This window comes from Sporomusa intestinalis, assembly GCF_055383785.1.
In genome coordinates, this window is sequence record NZ_AP042390.1 from 3,995,903 (window position 1) to 4,013,736 (window position 17,834).

15 protein-coding genes are annotated in these 17,834 nt (G+C 50.7%); 4 read left to right on the top strand and 11 right to left on the bottom strand.

From position 1 onward, the window contains the following. Position 1: 1 nt before the first annotated feature. From ACZ481_RS18740 to ACZ481_RS18755, 4 genes are all read right to left on the bottom strand, one after another. Entirely contained in the window at positions 2-1,492 is a 1,491-nt protein-coding gene (locus ACZ481_RS18740; protein ID WP_464766858.1) for a tripartite tricarboxylate transporter permease, read from the bottom strand. 19 nt (positions 1,493-1,511) lie between these two features. Then, entirely contained in the window at positions 1,512-1,964 is a 453-nt protein-coding gene (locus tag ACZ481_RS18745; RefSeq protein ID WP_464766859.1) for a tripartite tricarboxylate transporter TctB family protein, read from the bottom strand. Next, the gene (locus ACZ481_RS18750) at positions 1,961-2,959 is read right to left on the bottom strand and encodes a tripartite tricarboxylate transporter substrate binding protein (protein ID WP_464766860.1); all 999 of its coding nucleotides are present in this window, start codon (positions 2,957-2,959) and stop codon (positions 1,961-1,963) included. The genes ACZ481_RS18745 and ACZ481_RS18750 overlap by 4 nt, the downstream gene beginning before the upstream one ends. A gap of 574 nt (positions 2,960-3,533) precedes the next feature. Beyond that, a complete protein-coding gene (locus ACZ481_RS18755) occupies positions 3,534-4,061 on the bottom strand; it encodes a cysteine hydrolase family protein (RefSeq protein ID WP_464766861.1) in 528 nt (175 codons plus the stop codon). Positions 4,062-4,616: 555 nt separating this feature from the next. Here ACZ481_RS18755 and ACZ481_RS18760 point away from each other — a divergent pair. The 3 genes from ACZ481_RS18760 to ACZ481_RS18770 all read left to right on the top strand — a co-directional run bounded on the left by ACZ481_RS18760 (position 4,617) and on the right by ACZ481_RS18770 (position 7,690). After that, complete coding sequence (locus tag ACZ481_RS18760) at positions 4,617-5,345, top strand: ABC transporter permease (RefSeq protein WP_464766862.1); 729 nt, start codon at positions 4,617-4,619, stop codon at positions 5,343-5,345. A gap of 62 nt (positions 5,346-5,407) precedes the next feature. Next, positions 5,408-6,478 carry an ABC transporter substrate-binding protein gene (locus ACZ481_RS18765; protein ID WP_464766863.1) on the top strand — a complete coding sequence of 357 codons (1,071 nt, stop codon included), beginning with the start codon at positions 5,408-5,410 and terminating at the stop codon, positions 6,476-6,478. 27 nt (positions 6,479-6,505) lie between these two features. Then, a complete protein-coding gene (locus ACZ481_RS18770; protein WP_464766864.1) occupies positions 6,506-7,690 on the top strand; it encodes a M20 metallopeptidase family protein in 1,185 nt (394 codons plus the stop codon). 26 nt (positions 7,691-7,716) lie between these two features. Here ACZ481_RS18770 and ACZ481_RS18775 read toward each other — a convergent pair whose 3' ends face one another. Together ACZ481_RS18775 and ACZ481_RS18780 are read right to left on the bottom strand one after the other, a co-directional pair. Next, on the bottom strand, positions 7,717-8,463 hold the full coding sequence (locus tag ACZ481_RS18775) for a DUF169 domain-containing protein (protein ID WP_464766865.1): 747 nt from the start codon (positions 8,461-8,463) through the stop codon (positions 7,717-7,719). A gap of 112 nt (positions 8,464-8,575) precedes the next feature. Further along, on the bottom strand, positions 8,576-9,001 hold the full coding sequence (locus tag ACZ481_RS18780; RefSeq protein ID WP_464766866.1) for a MarR family winged helix-turn-helix transcriptional regulator: 426 nt from the start codon (positions 8,999-9,001) through the stop codon (positions 8,576-8,578). A 201-nt stretch (positions 9,002-9,202) separates the two neighbouring features. Here ACZ481_RS18780 and ACZ481_RS18785 point away from each other — a divergent pair, with 201 nt between their 5' ends. Beyond that, positions 9,203-9,499, top strand: a complete 297-nt coding sequence (locus tag ACZ481_RS18785) for a hypothetical protein (RefSeq protein WP_464766867.1) — start codon at positions 9,203-9,205, stop codon at positions 9,497-9,499. Between the two features lie 195 nt (positions 9,500-9,694). Here the strand turns inward: ACZ481_RS18785 and katG are convergent, their stop codons facing one another. The 5 genes from katG to ACZ481_RS18810 all read right to left on the bottom strand — a co-directional run bounded on the left by katG (position 9,695) and on the right by ACZ481_RS18810 (position 17,599). Beyond that, positions 9,695-11,872: a catalase/peroxidase HPI gene (katG, locus tag ACZ481_RS18790; protein ID WP_464766868.1), complete on the bottom strand. Its 2,178-nt coding sequence runs from the start codon at positions 11,870-11,872 to the stop codon at positions 9,695-9,697. A gap of 510 nt (positions 11,873-12,382) precedes the next feature. Next, on the bottom strand, positions 12,383-12,553 hold the full coding sequence (locus tag ACZ481_RS18795; protein WP_464766869.1) for a hypothetical protein: 171 nt from the start codon (positions 12,551-12,553) through the stop codon (positions 12,383-12,385). After that, positions 12,553-13,680, bottom strand: coding sequence for a PQQ-dependent sugar dehydrogenase (locus ACZ481_RS18800; protein WP_464766870.1), 1,128 nt, complete (start codon positions 13,678-13,680; stop codon positions 12,553-12,555). Before ACZ481_RS18800 ends, ACZ481_RS18795 begins: the two co-directional genes overlap by 1 nt. Before the next feature lie 171 nt (positions 13,681-13,851). Then, positions 13,852-15,546, bottom strand: coding sequence for a circadian clock protein KaiC (gene kaiC, locus ACZ481_RS18805; protein ID WP_464766871.1), 1,695 nt, complete (start codon positions 15,544-15,546; stop codon positions 13,852-13,854). Positions 15,547-15,613: 67 nt separating this feature from the next. Continuing rightward, the gene (locus ACZ481_RS18810; protein WP_464766872.1) at positions 15,614-17,599 is read right to left on the bottom strand and encodes an EAL domain-containing protein; all 1,986 of its coding nucleotides are present in this window, start codon (positions 17,597-17,599) and stop codon (positions 15,614-15,616) included. Positions 17,600-17,834 lie beyond the last annotated feature (235 nt).

Sequence of the window (17,834 nt, forward strand, 5' to 3'; positions counted from 1 at the left end):
ATCACCTCATTTTTTTTCGGAAACGCTGGCCGGCCGCCCGGATGAACGGCCACAGCAGAATTACAGCCGCCAGTCCCATCATCGTCCCCGATAAGGGCCGCAACAGGAACCCCAGCATATCCCCGCGGAACAAGACGGCCGACTGGCGGAAGCTGTCCTCCAGCATCGGCCCCAGGATCATGCCTAAAGCCAGCGGCGTCGGATCATACCCGTGGTTGCGGAAAAAATACCCGAGAAAGCCGAAGATCACCAATACCCAGATGTCAAAAAGACTGTTGCGCACGGAAAAAGCGCCGATAAAGCAAAAGACAATAACCAGCGGCATCAGATATTTGCCGGGTATACTGGCGACACGGGCAAACAAGCCCACCAGCGGCAGGTTCAGCACCAGCAGCATTACATTGCCCACATACATGCTGGCAATCAGCCCCCAGAACAATTGGGGATGCTCCTGGATCAGCGTCGGCCCGGGCACGACATTATGCAGCATAAAGGCTCCCAGCAAGACAGCCGGCAGCGGTGAAAAAGGCACTCCGAGCGATAACAGCGGCACCAGGGCGCCGCAGCAAGCGGCATTGTTGGCCGTTTCCGGACCGGCGACACCCTCAATGGCGCCCTGGCCGAACTTTTCCGGCTGCCTGCTCAGCTTTTTTTCCACACCGTAGGAGACAAAGGTGCTGATAATATTGGCAGGTCCCGGAATCAAGCCAATGAAAAAACCCAGCAGCGTCCCCCGCGCCACCGGCCCGGCACTGTCCTTAAAATCCTGTTTGGAAGGCATAAGCTCGCGGAATTTTACTTTCAGCACTTCTAACGGTTTGAATACAGCGGCCGAACTGCTCAACACCTCGGCCAGGCCATACAAGCCCATGATAACCGGGATAAAATCCAAGCCCTGAATTAAATCCTGGCGGCCAAAGGTAAACCGTTCTGTCCCGCCGATCGGGTCCATGCCCACTGTCGCCAGGGCAATCCCCAAAAACATCATCATATAGGATTTAACGGCCTGCCTGCCGGTCAGGCGCGTCAGCACGATCAACCCCAGCAAGGCAATGCCAAAGTATTCCGGCGGGCCAAACTTAAGCGCAGCTTTGGCCAGCGCCGGCGCCATCAGTGTAATCAGCACAACCCCCACTGTGCCGGCCACGAAGGAACCAATGGCGGCAATTGCCAAGGCCGGGCCGGCTCTGCCCTGCTTGGCCATCTGATTGCCGTCAAGGCAGGTAATCACCGAAGCCGCTTCCCCCGGAACATTTACCAGAATAGAGGTGGTTGAGCCGCCGTACATTGATCCGTAATAAATACCGGCCAGCAATATCAAGGCGCTGGTGGTATCCATAGTAAAAGTCACCGGCAGCAGGAGCGACATGGCGCCAACCGGCCCCAGACCCGGCAGCACACCGACCAGGGTCCCCATGATCACGCCCAGAAAGCACCAGGCCAGGTTCTGTCCGGTAAAAACGGTAATAAAGCCCTGAATAAGATCCTCCACAGGTAGTAATCACTCACTTTCAAAAATCAAGCAGCATTAGCAGCGGTTCAGGCAAAGTAAGCTGCAGCAGCCACTGAAAAATCAGGACGGAAAACAAGACGCCGGCCAGGCTGAACCCCAGCCGCTTAACCAGGCTGTGATTTCCCAGCAGGTAAGAAACATACATCAGGACCACAAAGGTGCTTAGCGAAAAGCCGATGACCGGCAGCAGCAGCGCGTAGCCTAAAATTGCCACCCCCACTTTACACACCCGGGCTGAATCGGCCCCGCCCGGCTCTCCGTCCTTCTTTGTCTCGTCATTTTTATTACCAAGGGCAAATAGGGACACGGCCGCCCACAATATGCCGATAATCACTGGAAACAAGCCGGCGCCAGGGTTTTTTAACGTCCCCAGCGGGAGACTGCCGGCGACAGTCAGATAGCCGGCAGCACAAACCAGCTGCGCACTGATAATGAATTTAGCCAGCGTCATCTGGGCTTCATTCCCAAATCGGTGTAAATCTGCCCGGCAGTTTCGTACCATTGCTGCAGATCCTGTTTCGATTTATCCGTTTCCGCGTAGATTACCTGATACCCCGTATTGCCGGCAAATTCCTGGAATTGCGGATCCTCCGTCACCTGCTTCAGGGCGGCCTGCAGGGTTTGGGCTACATGATCCGGCAAGCCGTTGGGCGCCACAATGTAATGGCTGGCACCACCGGCCACATCAATCCCCTGCTCTTTCGCCGTGGGCACATCCTTAACCGCATCCACCCGCGTATCGGCAAAAACGCCCAGCAGTCTTACTTCCCCCGCTTTATACTGGCTCATGATTTCCGAAACATTGAGAAAGGCAAGGTCAACATGGCCGCCCAGCAGGCTGGGAATCAACTGGCCGCTGCCCTGAAAAGGCACTGCGGTTAACTTGATGCCGGCCTGTTGCGTGAAATTTACTCCGGTAAGGTGAACCACTGTTCCCTCGCCGGGAATCCCCACCGACAGTTTGTCAGGATGTTGCTTGGCGTAGGCGATAAGCTCCTGCAGGTTTTGCCAGGGCGCGTCTTTTTTTACAGCAACCGCCACCCGCAGCGAGCCGACCTGGATCAAGGGCGTATATTTGTCAATTCCATAGGGCGCTTTGACCACATGCAAGCCGGACGACAGTTCCCCGCTTGAGCCAAAAAGCAAAGTATAGCCATCGGCGTTGGCGGAGATGACCTCGTTGGTCCCGACTGTGCCGGAGCCGCCCGGCCGGTTGACAACATTAACCGGCTGCGGCAGATAGTTCTTGCTGACCTGGGCAATCTGGCGGGATACCAGATCACTGACGCCGCCGGCCGCAAACGGCACTACCAGGGTGATCGGTTTGGTCGGATACTGCACTTCCTGTTTCTGCGGCGTTTGCTTGGCCGTATTGCAGCCCGCCGCCGCCACGGCTGCGAATAACAGCAGCATCCCCAAGAAAACGGATATTTTTTTTGCACTCATAATCTTTCCTCCTGCACTTTTCTACTTTTTTCCCACAGGGATACGGCATACCGGTATACTGGTATACCACATCAAACAACATCCTCCTGCTTGATTATCCTTTTTAGCGCTGTGTACTTTGCCGGGTTTCGTGCATAGTTCCGTACTCCTTCCGTTAATAAATTAAGCAAGAGCCTGGCTTGTTCCCTGTCCTGCCGGACCCGAGACCAGCCGTTCTTCCGCCTGTCAGCACAGGCTGCCACGCTGATAATACAAAAAGGCAAAGAAAAACTCGCCTGGAGTTTTTCTTTGCCTTCAGTGGCCTGATCAGCAATAAATAATAACTATGGACAGAATAGCACGTAAAGAATATATTGTCAAGCCGGATTAGCTATTTTTTATCAATACCGCCACCGCTGCCCCGCTGGCTCAAACCACCTGCCTGTTGCAGATAAAAAGCCGCTAAAGCGCGGAATGACTCACGGGGACGGTTCTCTTGAGTCATTTTTATCAGCTTCGGTCTGGCTGATGATGTCTTGTATCATTCCTTTTTCCCTGACAAAGCCACCAATCACCATCCGGGTTCGCTAGAGCATCAGCGGTTAATTACCGTCATCTGCAAACCGGCCATTACGTCAAGGGCGGCCTGATGCAACCGTTCGTCAAAACTGGCGGTACAGGCGGCATCGATGACAATCTCCGCCTCCGGCAGAGCCGCCTTGGCCAGCACAGCGTTGGACAAGACACAAATATGGGAAACCACGCCGACCAGTTCCACTCGCTCGAAGCTCTGCCGGCGCAGATACGCTGTCAGGTCCATTGATCCGAAAGCACCCTTTTCAAACCGCAAATCGCCGGCAGCGCAAAGAGACGCAACCTGACCGTACAGCCGCCAGCCCGGCGAGTCCTTCAGGCAATGGAGCACCGGCAGCTTTTTACCTTCCTGGGTTGCCATATAATCTTGTTGATGCGTGTCAAAGGTAAAGGCAACCGGGTCGCCGTTGCGTTTGTACTGTTCAATCTTAGCGACAATCGCCGTCTCCAGTTCCGCCGCTCGGGAAAAACCAAGCGCCCCGTCAACAAAGTCGTTTTGATAGTCAATGACCAGTAGGATATTTTTCATGCGAGTACACTCCTTTTCTGTCTAAGCTGCATTCTGCCGTTTTATCAAAATGATGTAAACCCACTACATTTTTTTGCAGCTTCTTGTAAATTATACCATATTGCCGAAACTTCAGCGCAGCTTATGCAAAAAACGCTGTAAAAACTTGATTAGTTTAGATTCCAAAAGGTCAAGGAAGTCCCGCTGAATGCAGGCACAGAAACCGTCGCCCGGTCCGCGCGGATCATTTGGTATCTCTTGACAAATCAAATCATTTCATGATAATTTAGTAATGATTCCTGGCGTTATAATAAATAGGCGGACCATCGTCTGACTTTGACAATAAAAGAGGACGAGAAAATTCTTATTGAATTTTCTCGTCCTCTTTTTGCTTAAGCAGCATAATCCATTCTTAAAAGCAGGCTAAAAGCCAAAAAAGACCTTGAGTTTCCCGCCAAGACGCAGACAGTCACGTACCCTCTTCCTCAATAAGCGAAATACTGATAAGAAAAAATCGGGAGTGGTGATAATGAATTGGCATCAATAAAACCTTATATTTATAGTTTAAGGCGCTTATTGGGGATAGTTGCTCTGCTGCTGTTATGGGAGTTTTTACCGCGAATGCAGGTTGTGGATAAAAATTTTCTGCCCCCTTTTTCCGTGGTTGTAGCAACTTTTTGGCAAATCCTGTTGTCCGGCGAATTAGTCGAGCATATTTTTGTCAGTTTAAAACGGTCAGTGGCCGGTTTTTTTCTGGGTATTGGCCTGTCCGTCCCGCTGGGCTTTGTTGTCGGCTGGTTTAAACAGGCCGAATTTTATATTGATCCGATCATCCAGTTGTGCCGGCAAACATCTACACTGGCACTTTTACCGGTATTTATGCTGGTGTTCGGGATCGGTGAATTGTCAAAAGTGGCCATTGTTTTTTGGGGCGTATGGTCGGCCATCCTCTTAAATACCATAAACGGGGTAAAAGGAGTTGACCCTTTGCTGATCAAGGCGGCCAAATCCATGGGTTCCTCTCAGCTCACCATATTTTATAAAGTGGTGTTTCCGGCGGCGCTGCCTTCAATCATTACCGGGGTCCGCCTCAGTGCCGCCTCTTCCATTTTAGTCCTGATTGCGGCGGAAATGATGGGAGCCAGTTCCGGCTTGGGTTATCTGCTGATGGATACCCAGCTTAAGTACCTTATACCCAAAATGTATGCAGCGATTATGACCATGTCGATCATCGGCATCATTGTCAATTATGTAATTGTTTTTTTTGAAAAAAAAGTATCCCGGTGGCGCCGCCAGGAAGTATAACCCACTCGCCCGGCACAGGGCACAGGCTTACTGTAAAATTGAACTTTAAGGAGTGTCTGCAGATGAAAAAAATCCAACTCACATCAATACTGCTACTGCTTATTGTATTGGCCTTATCGTTGTCAGGCTGCGGAAATTCTGCCGTTGATTCCAAACACGCAGCGGCAGGTGAAGGTTCCCCTAAATTTGTAAATGGTAGGCTTACCCAGCCATTCACGTTGAAGCTGCCTACTCCCACCGGCTTTAACGAAATCATCGTGGCCGATAAAAAAGGTTTTTTACAGGAGGTTGGCCTTGCGGTCGAATATACCGGGACGCTGCCGCAAAATGCAACGCTGGCCCAATCGGTGATACAAGGTTATAACCATGTGTTCGGTTCCGGCCATGCAACAACCATTGCCGCGGCGCGGCAGGCCGGAGCCAATCTGAAAATTGTCCAGGCGGGAACGCTGGATTCGCCTGAATTCGATAAAACCCATATGACCTGGTTTGTAAAATCCGGCAGCGGCATAACCCAGGCGGCCGATTTGCGCGGCAAAACCATAGCCATGAGCGGTAAAGGCAGCTGCGCCGAGCTGTTTAATTCGGAATTCTTACGGCAAAACGGAATCAATCCCACGGAAACTAAAATCATCGTCATGAATGATTTGCAGCAGGAACAGGCACTGCGGCGCGGTGACATTGATGTTGCCATTTTGCACGCACCGCACAATATGAAGGCTAAAAATAACGGCGGTTTGGATATCCTGGCCACAAGCTACAAGATCGCGGCCGGGGCCGGCGACGGGCGCTTCAGTGCCGTTGGTGTGCGGGCATTCAGTGAGGATTTTATCGAAAAATATCCCGATGTCGTAAAAGCTTATATTGTTGCCACGGTAAGAACGCAGCATTATATTAATGAAAACTATGATGATGCGATGAAAATTGCGGCCGAGTTTCTTAAAGTGGATGTCCAGGATATGGCAGGTACAACCTATGGCACCTATAAATGGGTGCAGCCTGAACAAATTAAATTCTGGGTAGACCTGGCCGAGAAAAACAAACTTTCCGGCTTTGAAACGCCAGGCAAGGTCGTTGCGGAAGATCTTTACACCAACGACTATAATCCGTATTACACCGGTGAGTTAAAATAGCTACAAGCATAGGTGGTTGAGCGCAATATGGAATATTTATCGCTACTGAAACAATACGCGGCCCAGGCGGAAGAGCGGATCATTGACTTGAGACGGACAATTCACCGCTGCCCGGAACTGGCCACCAAAGAATGGAAAACAGCCGGACTTGTCGCCGCCCGGCTGCGTGAATTGGGGTTTGAAACCCAGGAACGAATCGGGAAGACAGGCGTAGTCGGGCTTCTGCGGGGTACAGGCGGCACTAAAACAGTAGGGCTGCGGGCCGACATGGACGCATTGCCCATCAAAGAAGAAACCGGCCTGCCATTCCGGTCTCAACAGGACAATATCATGCACGCCTGCGGCCATGATGCCCATACGGCCATGTTGCTGGGAGCGGCGGAAATACTGGCCAAGCTGCGGGAATATGTCCCCGGTGCGGTTAAGCTGATCTTTCAGCCCAGTGAAGAAAGCCCTTTAGGGGGCGCTAAAGACATGATTGCCGAGGGCGTTCTAAAAAATCCCGCTGTGGATATGCTGTTTGGTCTGCATGTTGACCCCCATTTACCGGCCGGTACAGTTGGCTACCGCAAAGGAGCGTTTTTCGCCTGCGGCTCCAGGTTTGAAATCGCAATAGCCGGACAGGGCGGTCACGCCGCGCTTCCCCACCAGGCGGTCAACCCGATTGTCATTGCCGCCGAAATTATTCTGGCTTTACAAGGGATTGCCGCGGCCAAAATCGACCCGGTCGAACCGTTTGTCCTGACGGTTGGTACAATCACCGCCGGCACGAAAAGTAATGTCATCGCAGAAAAAGCGGTGCTGGGCGGTACGCTGCGTTGTTTTAAAGCCGAGATTGCCGCACAGGCCGGCAAACTGATTGAACAGACCGTGAAATCCATCGCCTCCCTGCATGGGGCCCAGTATCAGTTTTCCTTTACCAGAGGCCTGGTGCCGCTGATCAATGACGATACAGCGGTTGACATCCTGACAGGTTCCGCCAGGGAAATTGCCGGCGAGCAAAGCGTTGTGCCGGTGCCGCAGGTGCTGCTGGGGGAAGATTTTTCTTTGTATTGTCAACAAGTCCCGGCCGCATTTTTTGTTTTGGGGACAGGCTTTGCGGGGCAAAAAAATTACCAGCTCCATCATTCGAAATTCAACCTGAATGAGGCGGCGCTGGCAGTCGGAGCAGCGGTGCTGGCCAATGCAGCACTCGCTGCTTTGCGTAACTAACGGTACCACGGTCATGGAAAAGGGAACTACTTTCCTTTCGCTTTTTCCATTCTCGCCACTACTTTGTGCCATGCATGTTTCTCTAAGAAACTGCCCGCCACATTTTCCTCCATAGCCAGAAACATTTTGTAGGGAACAGAGAAGGACAGCATGTCGGCTTCGACCATGGGGCGCACGGTAATATCAGTCAAACCCACAACTGCCCGGGGATTCTCCTTCTGCGCCTCGCCATAGGGAATAAGAAAAACAGCCTGACACCCTGAGCTAAAAGGTATCATCACATTCTCATTCCCCGGTCGATAATAGTTTGCGAGTACGGTAAGTGCCGACAACTGATCATTATTAACATAAAACATAATTAACTCAGGGATTTCCTTAGCAGCATCCACCTGTGACAAAGGTTTGAATATAACATACTGATAGGGAATATCAACCATTGGCAGGCACTCAACAAACTCTGCTCCCAGTGCAGGATCTTTCTTATACCCTTCTCCCTCAAACTGACCGCTTTTGCCAACTGTCAGAAAATATTCAATCCCATCCGGATAATTGGGATATTGACCAAACCCTAAACCTTTTTTACCACCTATACAGCCTGTGGTTTTCCGTTCAAAAACTGAGGTTTTTCCTTTGGCGGCCGCAATAAATAACGGAATTACACAGCTCCACTGTCCTTCTTTACCCTGCAGTGCTCCTGCCGGTTTTTCATTGCTGAGCAAAACAGCTACCGGTTCATAACGCAAGTTCAATTCTTTAACTAAACGGCTTTCCATATGCTTTACCTCCCTTTATTTTATCCTGGCTTACACTGTGAGCAAGGGCTGACACTATCATATTTACATAGCACTCTAGTTGTCATGACAACCATATTTTTAAAAAAATCGATTATTTGATGTTATCGTAAACTTGATTCAGCAGCTTTTTCATTTCTGCCACTTTCTGTTGTTCGATTCCGGCTGTTGCTTTAGCCAATAGTTGCTTAACCCTGGGAATTAACTGTTCACGCAATGCCCATCCGTCCTCGGTCAGAAATATTTGAAATGCTCGCTTATCCACCGGATGAGCTTTGCGAACGACCAGTCCCTTTATGATTAACTTTTCCAAAATGCGATTCGTGTTCGGTTTATCTTTAAAAGTCATATCGGACAACTCTTTGGGGGTACTCCCCTCTTTTGCCCATAAACAGTTTAAAATCGCCCATTGCTCCGGTGTTACATCATTTTCTTTCAATTGCTGAAATAATTCATTTTTTAATTTTGTGTTTACCTTATTTAGAATAAACCCTAATGAATCTTCTAATTTAAAATGCATGAAAACCCCCAATATAGTTGTCCTGACAACTACATTATAATCTCATTGCCGTGATCAGTCAATATATTTTAGAGAAATATCAGAAAAATACAGCAATTCACCTGCTATCATTCCGGCTGCCAGCATGAGCCTGCCATTTATGGGCATAATAGCAATGAGCAAGCACCGGTCTTATAAAACATATAACCAGAGGTGGCGAATATGCACCATAACCCGCGCGTTGTCTGCCCTATTTGCAGTTCTGATCAACTGACACTAAAATACCAAGCTACTTATGAATATTCCTATAGCCTGGACGGGAATGCCCCTGGCGTCAATAACACCAGCGAGCTTCTCCCCTATATGTATGATACACGGGAACAAAAGGAGGCTAAGCAATATATAGAATGCAGGACCTGCGGCACCAGCTACCCCTGCTATTTTGATAAATGGACGGAAGGGGTTACCGCCGCCATGCTACAAAAGGCGATTACTTCAGCAAATGACTCACGGGAATGACTCACGGGGACGGTTCTCTTGAGTCAGCTTTTTCCCTTGCGCACCGCAAGAAGGCGGCGTTTCAGCTTACTGAAACGCCGCCTTCTATATATTAGTTATAGCTTTAATGAGAGTTTAATCCATCCGGTTATCCGCTTTGCAGTCAGGATCGGCTGTAGAAATCCCTCAAGTGTGTTTTCCCGCAAGCAGGTAAGATTAAAGGTTCATAACCTTATCCCACACCGCGACAAAGTCACGCAGGAACTTTTCCTGGGAATCCTGGCAGCCATATACTTCGGCAAGGGCCCGGAGTTGGGAGTTGGCACCGAATATGAGGTCGACACGGGTGCCGGTCCACTTCAGCTCACCGGTTGCCCGGTCACGGCCCTCGAATACGTCGGCAGCTTCCGAGACGGCCTTCCAGGTGGTGCCCATGTCGAGCAGGTTCACGAAGAAGTCATTGGTAAGCGCCTCCGGCCGCTTGGTGAAGACACCGTGTTGTGATTGTCCGAAGTTGATATTCAAGACACGCAGGCCACCAAGGAGAACCGTCAACTCCGGCGCGGTCAGCGTCAGCAATTGCGCCCGGTCAATCAGCATTTCCTCTGCCGAGATGGAGGATTTGCCTTGCAGGTAGTTGCGGAACCCATCCGCCTTCGGTTCCAGCACCGCAAAAGAATGCACATCGGTCTGCGCCTGCGATGCATCCGTGCGTCCCGGTGTGAACGGAACGGACACATTGCTGCCGGCATTTTTTGCCGCCTGCTCGATGCCCGCACAGCCAGCCAGGACGATCAGGTCAGCCAGGGAAACTTTCTTGCCGCCTTTCTGGGCGCTATTGAAATCTGTCTGAATTTTTTCCAGGACCTTAAGGACGGCCTGCAGTTGAGCCGGCTGGTTTATTTCCCAGTCCTTCTGCGGCGCCAGGCGGACCCGTGCCCCGTTCGTTCCGCCCCGCTTGTCAGAGCCGCGATACGTGGCGGCCGAGGCCCAAGCGGTTGAAACTAACTGGGGAATGGACAGGCCGGCAGCAAGAATCCTGGCCTTAAGTTCGGAGATATCCTGTTCGTTGATCAGTTCATGCTCGACTGCCGGCACCGGATCCTGCCAGATCAGCTCTTCTGCCGGCACCTCCGGGCCGAGATAGCGGGACCGAGGCCCCATGTCCCGGTGGGTCAGTTTGAACCAGGCCCGGGCGAAGGCATCTCTGAATTCTTCCGGATTTTGCAGATAGCGCCGCGCGATCGGTTCGTAGACCGGGTCGTAGCGCAGGGAGAGATCCGCCGTGGTCATCATCGGCCGGTGTTTCTTGGACGGATCATGCGCGTCAACTACCATGTCTTCTTCGGCCACGTCCTTGGCCAGCCACTGATGCGCTCCGGCCGGACTCTTGACCAGTTCCCATTCGTATTTGAACAGCACCTTTAAGTAGCCCATGTCCCAGGTAGTCGGGTTTGGCTTCCAGGCGCCCTCAATGCCGCTGCCGATGGTATCGCCGCCTTTGCCGCTCCGGAAGCTGCTCTTCCAGCCGAGTCCCTGTTCCTCGAGGCCGGCAGCCTCCGGTTCAGGCCCCACATGAGTCGCCGGACCGGCGCCATGACATTTGCCGAATGTGTGACCGCCGGCAACAAGCGCCACAGTCTCTTCGTCGTTCATCGCCATACGGGCGAAAGTGTCCCGCACGTCACGGCCGGAACCAATCGGATCAGGGTTACCGTTCGGACCTTCCGGGTTTACATAGATCAGGCCCATTTGCACGGCGGCAAGGGGATTCTCGAGATCCCGGTCGCCGGAATAGCGTTCATCGCCCAGCCACTCGCCCTCAGACCCCCAATAGATATCTTCTTCCGGTTCCCATACGTCCTCGCGGCCGCCAGCAAAACCAAAGGTCTTGAGTCCCATGGATTCAAAAGCGCAATTTCCGGCCAGAATCATCAGGTCGGCCCAGGAAATTTTCTTGCCGTATTTCTGCTTAATCGGCCACAGCAAACGGCGTGCCTTGTCCAGATTCACATTGTCCGGCCAGCTGTTGAGGGGAGCCAGGCGCTGGGACCCCGACCCGCCGCCGCCGCGGCCGTCGTTGATACGGTATGTACCGGCGCTGTGCCATGCCATCCTGATAAAGAGCGGCCCGTAGTGGCCGTAATCGGCTGGCCACCAATCCTGGGAGTCAGTCATCAGCGCATAAAGGTCTTGCTTCACGGCTGCCAGGTCGAGACTTTTGAACTCTTCGGCATAGTTGAAAGACCCACCCATGGGATTAGAAAGCGAGGAATGCTGATGCAAAATCTTGAGGTTTAACTGATTCGGCCACCAGTCCCGGTTTGAGGTACCACCACCGGCAATGGCTTTTCTGGTCCTGCCTGTTACTGGGCACTTGCTGTCTTCACTCATGAAAGCAACTCCTTTTCTGTTTTGTATTTTGTCAAGCCATGTGGGCAAATACGCCGCAATGTTTCTTTTTATCAGTTTATTACACTGAGCAGGTCGCAGCCAATATAGCTGCTTTTTTTATAATAAATAAAAACTAATATTCTAAGTTTGTAAATTTTAATTATTATGTTTTTATTTTATTCATTAAATTATTGGTTGTCAATTACAAAATTGGAATTATGTTTTTTCGGGCCGATCGCTGCTATCGGTGCTAAAAATCGATAAACCGAAGGTAACACAGTATGATTTAAATACTAGAACAAATTAATTTTATTATGAATGATGTAAAAGAATTCCCCGTTTGTATCTATCTAATAATTTTTCCGAAAAACTTAAAAATCCTGCAATATTTCCTCGAAATTGCAGGATTTTCGCAAAAAATTTATTTATTTTATCTTATCTCCCTTACCGGGCTGGAGCCTTCGCTCTTTCAGCCATTTCCGGCAAAGCATAATTGCTTCTGCATTGTATTCATAAGGAAAGTATGGATTTTGCCGGTTTTGGTTGTACAGAGCTGCCGTTCGCCACAGTTATGGAATCAGCCCCGGAGCGGACCACCGTCCCCTGGGCAAAATAGGCGCCTGGACCGACGTTGATTCGCCCGATTAAACAGGCTGAGTCAGCAAAAAACTCTTTTTCCATCAGCCGTTCCCCTGTCTGTTCTCATAGCTTATGCGATAAACGGTGTTCGCCCGGTCATCCGAGACCAGGAGCGCCCCATCGGGCATGACCAGAACATCTACCGGCCTGCCCCAGGCATTGATGGCCTGCAGCCAGCCTTCGGCAAACACTTCATAGCTGACCGCCTTGCCTGCTTGCAGACGCACCAGGCTGAGCTTGTAGCCGGTTGGTGCTGTCCGGTTCCAGGAGCCATGTTCGGCAATAAAGATTTGGTTGCGGTATTCCTCGGGAAACATGGTGCCTGTATAGAACCGCATCCCTAAAGCAGCCACATGCGCGCCGAGCTTCATGGCCGGCCCGGTAAAAGCCGCCGGGTCCGGGTGCTGGCTGAATTCAGGGTCGGGAACATTATCGCCGTAATAGTGGGGATAGCCGAAATGCATTCCCGGGCGGGGAGCATGGTTAAGCTCATCGGGAGGCAGGTCGTCGCCAAGCCAGTCGCGCCCGTTATCGGTAAACCACAATTCCCGCGTGGCCGGATGCCAGTCAAACCCTACCGTATTGCGGACCCCGTGAGCGAATACTTCCAGGCCTGAACCATCGGGATTCATCCGCATAATACTGGCAAAGTGCTCATCCCGGCTTGCGCAGATATTGCAGGGTGCTCCTACAGGCACATACAGTTTCCCGTCAGGCCCAAAGGCAATAAATTTCCAGCCGTGGTGCCGCTCCTGCGGCAGCCTGTCGGTAACCACCACCGGTGCCGGCGGCTGCCGCAAATTGGACAGGATATTGTCATACCGCAGAATCCGGCTGATTTCGGCGACATAAAGCGAACCGCCGCCATAGGCGACTCCGTTCGGTGTATCTAGGTTCTCAGCGACTGTCAACACCGCAACGTCAGACCCGTCGCCTTGCTCGTCAACCAGCGCATACACCCGCCCGGCATTGCGCGAGCCGACAAAAACAACGCCGTTATCGCCCAGCGCCAGCGAACGCGCCCCCTCAACCCCGCTGGCGTACACGTCTATACGAAATCCCGGCGGCAGTTGAATTTGTTCGACAGGGGACTGCGCCTTGCCGCAGCCCGCAGCCGCAAGCAGCCACAACACAATGACCACACTGGCTATACGAAGTCTCTTCGCCATGTTGTAACCTCCATGTATTTATGTATTTAGATAACAGGAGAGAAGGGCTTTTCCGTCCATTGCTTTCATACCCCGGGGGAGATGCCTATTCACCTCTATTTGATAAATCATAAAAGCGGCCATGGCTCAGTCTCAGACCGCGGGCTCTGCCGCCGAACCGGCAGGGCAGGCCTAGTCGGCTCTGCGCATTAAGGCAATTTGTTCATTGCCATTGGCGAGCATTTTCAATTCCGCTTCGCCTTGCACGATAAGGTTTTCCAGGTCGGCTTTTTCGGCTTCAAAAGAAGTTTGTATTTCTGCTATTGCCGCCTCCGCCTGTTTACGTTTCCGCTCAAGGTCCTGACGCCTGCGTTCAATATCCTGTTGGCGCTGCAATAGCGCCGCTTTTTCCTTAGCCTCTTGTGTAAAGCGGGCGGAGCCGGTTAATACCCCCTCAGGGCCGGTGTATACATCCAATAAATCAATTCCCCGGTCGGTAAGGACAAACTCTCTGATCTGATTAGAGTGAGCCATGCCGCGGGATTTTAAGATATAGAGGCCGCGATTGCGCTCGCCGCCAAGCTCGATATCGCGCAGTTCAATCCAGGTATCAGCCAGAGAGGATATGCCAACCTTGGTTTGCTCGGTGCTGTTTACTGTTGACAATTCCAGCAGGATGACGGTAATTTGCTGGTGCTTGAGGAAATCAAGCAACCGGGTAAGCATACTTTTTACATCCCTGGCGCTGCCCATTGAGACCAGGTCTGACATGGAATCAACGATGACCAAACGCGGATTAAGTTCAATAATCTTTTTATACATCGTTACCAGATGCATTTCCAGACCAAAACAGGTTGGCCTGGCTGCCAAAAATTGCAGCAGTCCCTTGTCCACCCATTGCTGTAAATCGATCCCTACGGATCTGATATTGCGAATGATTTGATTAGGTGATTCTTCCAGGGCGAAATATAAGCTCTGTTCCCCCCGGCCGCAGGCGGCATGAACCGTGTGAGCAGCCAACGTCGTCTTCCCCGTCCCTGCCGTCCCGGAAATCAGCACACTGCTGCCGACATAGAAACCATCGCCGCCAAGCATGGTATCCAACCGCGCAACACCGCTGGCCATCCGCTTGGTGGAAGCAACCGCATCAAGTGCCACGGAGGTTATCGGCATAATGCAAATGCCGTACTCATCGATGAGGAAAGGATATTCATTGGTTCCGTGGGCGGAACCCCGGTATTTGATAATACTTAAATGCCGGGTTGAGATGTTGTCGGCAGCCGTATGATCCAGCACAATTACGCAGTCGGAAACATATTCCTCGATCCCATGCCGAGTCAGCGTGTCAGTTCCTCGCTCACCGGTTATTATCGTCGTAACCCCTTTTTCCTTCAGCCAGCGAAACAGCCGCCGAAGTTCAGCCCGTAACAGTTTCGTATTGTTCAAACAAGAAAATAGCGCCTCAATGGTATCAAGAACTACCCGTTTGGCGCCGATAGAGTTTATGGCAGAATCAAGGCGTACGAAAAGCCCGGCCAAGTCGTACTCACCGTTTTCGACAATTTTACTTCTATCAATAAATACATGATCCAGGCGGATTTTGCTTTGTGCGGCAAGCTTATCCAAATCCAGGCCGAGAGAGGCAAAATTCTCGGCCAGCTCGGCTTCGTTTTCCTCAAATGACATAAAGACCCCAGGTTCGTTATACAAAACTGCGCCATTAACGAGAAATTGCATAGCAAACAGCGTCTTGCCACAACCGGCCGCGCCGCAAACAAGCGCCGCCCGCCCCCGCGGCAAACCGCCATAGGTAATTTCGTCGAACCCCTGAATACCTGTCGGTATTTTTTGCAGGCCCTGCTCCCTTTGTATTCCAGTTGATTCCATAGACTACTCCTTATGTTCTTAAAATACTTTTTCCATGACTGTTGCCTGTATCCGCGTATCTGTCCCTTTATCGCTTTTTTAAAAACTCTTCCACCGTCTTTTCCCCAGCGGGAGGGCAATAAAGAAATCCCTGGGTGAAATCACAGTGGCACGCTTTAAGGATATTGACCTGTTCACTGTTTTCCACCCCTTCAGCCACAACCTTCAAGCCAAGATTGTGAGCCAGGGATATAATGGCCTTAAACAGGCTGATGTCACTTTCCTTGCGCTGCAGGTTGGCGGTAAAGCTTTTGTCGATTTTCAATATTTGGATTGGCAGACTGTTGAGATAACTTAAGGATGAATAGCCGGTCCCAAAGTCATCCAGAACAATACCCACCCCTATTGTTTTCAATGCTTCCAGCTTGTCTATTGCTTTTGCATCCCCATTAATCATTAGGCTTTCGGTAATCTCAAGTTCCAGGTAGCGGGCCTCCAGGCCGGTCTCCCGCAAAATCGCAATTACCTGCTCCACAAAGTCATCCTGTTCCAGCTCTCGAGGCGATATGTTCACCGCAATGGGAATATGCGGCAGCCCTTTATTCTGCCATTCCTTGTTTTTCTGACAGGCCTGCTGCAGCATCCATTTCCCATACTGATGAATTAAACGGTTTTCCTCGGCAATAGGGATAAACTGGCTTGGCGGGACGTTGCCTAATTGCTTGCTATGCCAGCGCAGCAAAGCCTCCATTCCCCGTAAAGCCCCGGTTTCGATGGCAAACTGGGGTTGAAAAAAAACCGTCAGTTCATTTTGCTGTAAAGCTTCCCGCAAGTACCCTTCCATGCAGGCCCTTTTCATCACTTCTTCGCGCATAGAATCGTCGAAGAGGCAGCATTTGTTTTTTCCCTGGGCTTTTGATTTATACATTGCCGTATCCGCATTTTTCAGGAGTTCCTCTTCTGTATGTCCATGGTCCGGATAAATGGCAATCCCGATGCTGGCACTTAACACATGGGTCGTATTATTTATGCTAAAGGGCTGGCTAGCGACTCGAATTAACCTGCGCCCTAACTCACCAGCTTCTTCGTTGTGTGAATTTATATGCATAAGAATCGCGAATTCATCGCCGCCCATACGGGATAAAATATCCGCTTCCCGGATACAGTGCCGGAAGCGAACACCAATTTCTTTGAGGAGCAAGTCTCCGGCTTCATGGCCCATCGTATCATTCACTCTTTTAAAATTGTCAAGATCAATAAATATGACCGCCAGCTTTGCCGTCGCTCTTTTTGCCTCATTGATGGCAGCGCCCAGCTTGTCCATAAATAGAGTCCGGTTGGGAAGATCAGTTAAGCTGTCAAAGTATGCCATCCGGGTAATGATTTCCTCTTTTCTCCTGACCGTGATCTCGGCAGCTTTTTGCGCCGTGAGATCGGTAAACAGCATACAGATAAGCTTGCTCCCGTTCCAATCCAAGCGACTGGCCGAGACCAGTACCGGTATGTTATCCTTTGCAACGGTAAACAGATTTATCTCCTGCCGCAGATTCCGTTGGCTATTTTTCAAAAAACTTGCTATTTCGGCTCTGTCAGGGCTGGTAATGATATTGGCAATAGCAGTTCCGACCATCATTTGCGGCTTGCTCCCCAACATATTGGTAAATGCCTTATTGCAGAAAAGAATAAATCCCTCTTCATCCAGGGTCACAAAACCCTCCAGCATTTCCTCGACAATAATGCGGTATATATGATCGGCCTCAACATTATGATCGGCATGATCACCTGCATTCAGGATGTACAAAACCTGTTCCGTGTCTGATAAATCGCCGATTATCTTCGCACCAGGGGGTGGATAACACTTGACCAGCGTAGGTATTGCCAGAATTTTATCCTGCTTTGCTTTTTCCGGATGAATTTCCAAATCACAAATTTCTATGAAATATTTCCCGCCCAGGTTATTTTCATTCATTTTCCGAAGATTAGCCATTGCATTTATGGATTTCTGAGACTGACCAAATATGTATAATTTTAGTATCCCGATTTCTTCCCCGGACTGATCAGCAAGCCTATTCATTTTTGCGTTCATCTTAGATATTCAAATCCTTTCAACAGACCGTACAGCCCGTACACCCCAGAAAGCAACTGCTTTAAGAGTACCTAACCGATTACCAACAGACCATGATTATTTGTACTTATACAGCAGCCCGCATCCTTGAACAATCAGCCATTGACCCTATTCATCTTCTTTTGGTGCAGCCAGATGATCGTATTAAACAAAATCAGTACCCATCTATGTTTGACGGTACTGA

Coding starts and splice junctions, on each gene's coding strand:
- ACZ481_RS18745 (WP_464766859.1), bottom strand. CDS start 1,964: ATGACGCTGGCTAAATTCATTATCAGTGCGCAGCTGGTTTGTGCTGCC.
- ACZ481_RS18750 (WP_464766860.1), bottom strand. CDS start 2,959: ATGAGTGCAAAAAAAATATCCGTTTTCTTGGGGATGCTGCTGTTATTC.
- ACZ481_RS18755 (WP_464766861.1), bottom strand. CDS start 4,061: ATGAAAAATATCCTACTGGTCATTGACTATCAAAACGACTTTGTTGAC.
- ACZ481_RS18765 (WP_464766863.1), top strand. CDS start 5,408: ATGAAAAAAATCCAACTCACATCAATACTGCTACTGCTTATTGTATTG.
- ACZ481_RS18770 (WP_464766864.1), top strand. CDS start 6,506: ATGGAATATTTATCGCTACTGAAACAATACGCGGCCCAGGCGGAAGAG.
- ACZ481_RS18775 (WP_464766865.1), bottom strand. CDS start 8,463: ATGGAAAGCCGTTTAGTTAAAGAATTGAACTTGCGTTATGAACCGGTA.
- ACZ481_RS18780 (WP_464766866.1), bottom strand. CDS start 9,001: ATGCATTTTAAATTAGAAGATTCATTAGGGTTTATTCTAAATAAGGTA.
- ACZ481_RS18785 (WP_464766867.1), top strand. CDS start 9,203: ATGCACCATAACCCGCGCGTTGTCTGCCCTATTTGCAGTTCTGATCAA.
- katG (WP_464766868.1), bottom strand. CDS start 11,872: ATGAGTGAAGACAGCAAGTGCCCAGTAACAGGCAGGACCAGAAAAGCC.
- ACZ481_RS18795 (WP_464766869.1), bottom strand. CDS start 12,553: ATGGAAAAAGAGTTTTTTGCTGACTCAGCCTGTTTAATCGGGCGAATC.
- ACZ481_RS18800 (WP_464766870.1), bottom strand. CDS start 13,680: ATGGCGAAGAGACTTCGTATAGCCAGTGTGGTCATTGTGTTGTGGCTG.
- kaiC (WP_464766871.1), bottom strand. CDS start 15,546: ATGGAATCAACTGGAATACAAAGGGAGCAGGGCCTGCAAAAAATACCG.
- ACZ481_RS18810 (WP_464766872.1), bottom strand. CDS start 17,599: ATGAATAGGCTTGCTGATCAGTCCGGGGAAGAAATCGGGATACTAAAA.